The organism is Ideonella lacteola (genome assembly GCF_038066555.1).
Classification (GTDB): domain Bacteria; phylum Pseudomonadota; class Gammaproteobacteria; order Burkholderiales; family Burkholderiaceae_C; genus Ideonella; species Ideonella lacteola.
This window is the reverse complement of sequence record NZ_JBBUTG010000054.1, coordinates 1-5,505: the sequence shown is the minus strand read 5'-3', so window position 1 is coordinate 5,505 and position 5,505 is coordinate 1. Positions and strand designations below refer to the sequence as shown.

General features: G+C 62.7%; 2 protein-coding genes. Both read right to left on the bottom strand.

Translation table 11 applies throughout. From position 1 onward, the window contains the following. Positions 1 to 2,501: beta strand repeat-containing protein (locus AACH06_RS29810; RefSeq protein WP_341429468.1), on the bottom strand; the 2,501-nt coding region annotated here is incomplete at its 3' end. A gap of 25 nt (positions 2,502 to 2,526) precedes the next feature. Next, positions 2,527 to 5,229, bottom strand: coding sequence for a beta strand repeat-containing protein (locus AACH06_RS29805; RefSeq protein ID WP_341429467.1), 2,703 nt, complete (start codon positions 5,227 to 5,229; stop codon positions 2,527 to 2,529). Positions 5,230 to 5,505 lie beyond the last annotated feature (276 nt).

The following is a 5,505-nucleotide window of genomic DNA, read 5'->3' as shown; positions in this document are numbered from 1 at the left end:
CTGGTGAAGTCGGTGATCAGGTCTGAGGCGAGGGCGGTGGTGAATGCGAAGATGTCGGCGCCTGCGCCGCCGGTCATCCGGTCGGCGCCGGCCTTGCCGTCGATCACGTTGGCAGACCCATTGCCCACCAGCACGTTGGCGCTCGTGTTGCCGGTGGCCGAGGTCGCGGTGCCCGTCAGTGTCAGGTCTTCCACCTCTGTGGCCAGCACGCAGGACACCGACGACCTCACCAGATCGTGGCCCCCGTTGGCCAGTTCGACGACGCGGTCGCCGCTGCTGTCGACGACGTAGGTGTCGTTGCCGGTGCCCCCGGTCAGGGTGTCCGCGCCTGTGCCACCATCCAGCACATTGTCGGCAATATTGCCGTAGATCTTGTTGGCCAGCGTGTTGCCGGTACCGTTGATCTTGGCGCTGCCGTACAGCCAGAGGCTTTCGATCTGGTCTTGCAGGGTGCAGCTTAACCAAGCCCGTGTGGTGTCGAAGCCACCCCCAGCCAGTTCGACCGTCTTGTCGTTGACGTTGTCGACGTAGTACACGTCGTTGCCGGCGCCGCCCACCAAAGAGTCGGCGCCTGACAGTCCGTCGAGGGTGTCGGCACCCACTAGGCCTTCGAGCGTGTTGGCGCCTGAGTTGCCAACGAGATCGTTGGCCAGGTCATTGCCGACGCCGTGGGTCGCTGCGGTGCCCGAGAGCGTGAGGTTCTCGACTTCGCTCTGCAAGGTCCAGCTGATGGACGACTCGACGAGATCGAGGCCCTCGCCGGCGAGTTCGATGGTTTTGTCGCCGATACTGTCGACGACGTAGGTGTCGTTGCCATTGGCGCCCGTCAGGGTGTCCGCACCGAGGCCGCCATCCAGGCGGTCGTAGCCCATGGCGGTGCCGGTGACGGTGATCTTGTTGTTGAGTTCGTTCCCGATGCCGATCTGGACACCGTCGTACTCAGATGTCAGCTCGAGGTTTTCCACATTGCTTGCGAGCGTGGTGTTCGGTCCGTGGGAGATGACGGTGTCGACGCCCGCGTTGATGCCCTCGATCACCAGCGTCGCCTGTTGCCTGTAGGTGTCGTCTTCGAGGATGTAGGTGTCGTCTCCCAAGCCGCCTTCCAGCGTGTCTGCGGTTGGATCATCGCCTCCGATGGAGCCGCCGCCGTCGCCCAGGACATTGTTGGCAGCGTTGCCGATGATGTGGTTGATGCCATCGTTTCCATAGCCCTCAACGGCGCTGCCGGTCAGCGTGAGGTTCTCCACCGCCCAGGCCAAGTGATGGTTGATCGACGAATAGACCGTATCGACGCCGTCATCCAGCGAGCCATTGATGATCTCGTCGGCGACCTCGTCTACGTAGAAAGTGTCGTTGCCCATCCCGCCTGAGAGTGTGTCCGCGCCCTGGCCGCCGTCCAGGATGTCGTTGCCACTGCTGGATTGGATGAAGTCCGCACCAGCGCCGCCTGCCAGAGTGTTGTTTTCGTCGTTGCCGGTGAGCCAGTTGTCCAGAGCGTTGCCCGTGCCATCCGTAGCACGGCCGATGAGGAGCAAGTCCTCGACATTGGCGGCGAGCGCCCAGCTGACCGACGCATTGACCGTGTCACGGCCTTCGCCGGTCAACTCGACGATGGTGTCTCCGGCGTTGTCCACGTAGTAGCTGTCGTCTTCGTCGCCGCCGGCAAGGGTGTCGGCGCCCAGGGCGCCATCGAGATAGTCACGATCTGCCGTGCCGGTGATCTCATTGGCAACGGAGTTGCCTGTGGCCACGCCGCCGGGGCCTGAGAGCTGCAGGTTCTCGAAATTGTCTGGCAGCGTGAATCCCCCCGCGACGATCACCGTATCGATGCCGCCGCCGCTCTTTTCGATCAAGGTCGACCCGTGGCTCGCAACGTATGTGTCGTTACCGGCGCCACCTTCCAGCGTATCCACTCCGCTGCGTCCTGTCAGGACATTCGCCCCGGAATTTCCGACGAGGTAGGTCTCGAAACTGCCTCCAGCGAGGTTCAAGGAGGCAGTGCCCGTCAGAATGAGTTTCTCGATTCTTGAGTCGTGTGCGGTGGAAAGCTCGTAGCTGACGCTTGTATAGACGACGTCATAGCCCGGCGAGAAGCTTTCGATGACCACGTCCTGCGAATTGTCGACATAGTAGGTGTCGCTACCCGATGCGCCGGACATCGTGTCGGCACCAGCACCTCCGTCCAGCGTGTCATTGCCGACGTTGCCACCAATAAAGTTGTCCAGGCCGTTGCCTGTCAAGCGCAGCGAGCCCGTCGATTCGTTGACCAGCCACTCGACGTCGCTCGGCAGCGCGTAGCTGACTGTCGTGTAGATCGTGTCGAGTCCGCCACCGGGCGCTTCAATGACAACGTCTGCCGCATTGTCGACATGGAAGATATCGTCCCCGGCAGTGCCGGTCTGCGTGTCTATGCCTGTAGCGAAGGCCATCATTAGGAAGTCGGCCGAACTGATCTGCGTACTGTCGGCGTCGGCAAGCTCGGGGCGAAGAAGAGAGGTCATGGCGGGCTTGGGTGGGTCTCGGCCATCAGGCGCCGAAAATGTAGTCAGGCAGGCTGGTGGAGGCGGTGTTGTCGAGCGTGGTCATCAACGTCAGTTCGTTGGCGCTAACGATCGAATCGGCGTTGCCCGACTTGAACAGGTAGACGGCGGAGTCGCTGCCGTTGTCCACCACGAACAGCCGGGTGTCGCCGATGGCGTAGTTGCTGTTGGCGCGGCCGATGGCGGTGGCGGCGCTGGTGGTGGAGAGGTCACCGAGGATGTTGTGGCCGACGATGACCAGTTCGGCGGAGGTGCTGAAGCCGTTGGGGCCGGTGATGGCCACGGCGCCTTCGACCTCCGTGTCGCCGTCGCCGACGCGGATGGCGGCCTGGCTCACGCGCAGCCTGTCGATGCCGCTGGTGAAGTCGGTGATCAGGTCTGAGGCGAGGGCGGTGGTGAATGCGAAGATGTCGGCGCCTGCGCCGCCGGTCATCCGGTCGGCGCCGGCCTTGCCGTCGATCACGTTGGCAGACCCATTGCCCACCAGCACGTTGGCGCTCGTGTTGCCGGTGGCCGAGGTCGCGGTGCCCGTCAGTGTCAGGTCTTCCACCTCTGTGGCCAGCGCGCAGGACACCGATGACCTCACCAGGTCGTGGCCCCCGTTGGCCAGTTCGACGACGCGGTCGCCGCTGCTGTCGATGATGTAGGTGTCGTTGCCCGCCCCGCCGGTCAATGAGTCGGCACCGGCGCCGCCGTTGAGCACGTTGGCGGCTGAGTTGCCGAGGATGGTGTTGACCAGAGCATTGCCGGTGCCGTTGATGGTGGAGGTTCCGGTCAGCGTGAGGTTTTCTACCTCGGCCTGCAGCGTGAAGCTGATGGATGACTCGACGAGGTCATTGCCACCGGCGCTCGTTTCAATGGTCTTGTCGCCAGCGTCATCGACAACGTAGGTGTCGTCGCCTCCGCCTCCCGTGAGCGTGTCGGAGCCGGCCAGACCGTTCAATCTGTTTTCGTAGTCATTGCCGGTGATGCTGTTGGCCAGTGAATTGCCGGTGGCCTGGCGCGCATAGAGCGGATCCAGGGTCAGGTTCTCGACGTTTTGTGCCAGCGTCATCGACCATTGCGACGTGACGACGGTGTCGATGCCACCGGTGGCCGTTTCGGTGATCACAGTCTCATGGCCGGGTCCATTGACGATGTAGGTGTCGTTGCCGTCGCCGCCCACCAGCGTATCTGCGGCGCCGTCCCAGTCCAGGCCACCGTTCAGGACGTTGTCCGCGGAGTTGCCAACTATGTGATTGGCGTGGCCGTCGCCCGTGCCGTTGATCGGGTCGGTTCCCGTGAGCGTCAGATCGACGGCGCTGAAGTTGAGCGTGAAGCTGACGGACGACCGTATCAGGTCGCGGCCGCCGACGCTGCCAGTGTCGTTGACCACATCGCCCACGTTGTCCACAATGTAGATATCGGTGCCGTTGCCTCCGTCCATGGTGTCGGCGCCCGCCTTGCCATCGATGACTTGGTCTCCGTCGTTGGCTGTAATGATATTGCCCAGGCTGTTGCCCGTGGCCGCGGCGGATTCGCCGGTCAGCGTCAAGTTCTCGACGTATTTCCCCAGGGTCCAACTCACCGACGAGTAGACGGTGTCGATGCCGCCGTTCGACTGTTCCACAACGACGTCGCCTGTGTCGTCGACTGTGTACACGTCGTCACCGGCAGCTCCTGTCAGTGTGTCTTTGCCCAGCCCGCCATCCAGGATCTCCGCGGCGGTGCTGCCCGTGATCTTGTTGTCGAGTCCGTTGCCATGGGCCTGTACGCCGACGGCGCTCTTGATGATCAGGTTTTCGACGTTGTCGTCCAGCCAGTAGTCGAAACTCTTAGTACCGTAGGCCTCCACGGTGTCGATGCCTTCACCTTCGGCTTCGACAATGTAGTCATTGGAGAGATTTTGGAAGGTGGACACGTAGCGGTCGTTGCCCGCGCCGCCTTCCAGCATGTCTTGGCCAGCCCCCCCGTCGAGGACGTTGTTGGCCTGCGTGCCGATGAGGTGGTTGTTCGACCTGTTGCCTGTTCCGTCGATGGCCGCGTTGCCCGTAAGGGTGAGGTCCTCCACGTTGTCCGGCAGGACATAGCTGACACCAGCCAGGACAAGGTCGTGGTACCCGTTCGGGCTGGATTCCAGGATCACATCAGCAGCGTTGTCCACGATGTACGTATCGTCGCCATCGTCGCCGACCATCGTGTCGGCTCCGGCGCCACCATCGATGACGTTTGCCCAGCGATTGCCTGTGATGACATTGCCCATTGAATTGCCGGTGCCGTTCAGTTCACCCTGGTCCGCGAGGATCAGGTTCTCGACGTGAGCCGGTAGGGTGTAGCTGACCTTCGCGTAGACGGTGTCCGTGCCGCCACCGGCCGACTCGATGATTGCGTCCGCCGCGTCGTCGACCTCGAAGTTGTCGTCGCTCGCTGTGCCGATAAACGTGTCGGCCGTCATGGGGGTGACCGTGAACGCGAAGGACCGATTCGAACAAGCGTCATCGGCAACGGTCGCTGACAACAGGAAGTCGGTGGAGCCGGGCTCGCGGCTCTCGAAGTTGGCAAGCGCTGGGCGAAGTAGGATGGTCATCTCGGGCTCGGGCAGCTCTCGACAGGGCTCGAGACGCCCATGCCGACGATTGGAAATGTCGGCGATGGCCCGTTGAGAGAGGCCGGCGATTTGTCCTGGGTCAACTCGTCGGGGTGCCGTCACGGCACCGTCAGATTCGCTCCCCCCCTTCGCCGGCAACTCGCCAACCGAGGCGGCGCCAATCTATCCCGAAGTCTAGCAATCCATTGGGACGGGCGGTCATCAAACTTGCTCAACGCATCCTGTGGGCCTCGCGCGCTGTCCGTTGCCGGTCTCGGCCATCAGGCGCCGAAAATGTAGTCAGGCAGGCTGGTGGAGGCGGTGTTGTCGAGCGTGGTCATCAACGTCAGTTCGTTGGCGCTAACGATCGAATCGGCGTTGCCCGACTTGAACAGGTAG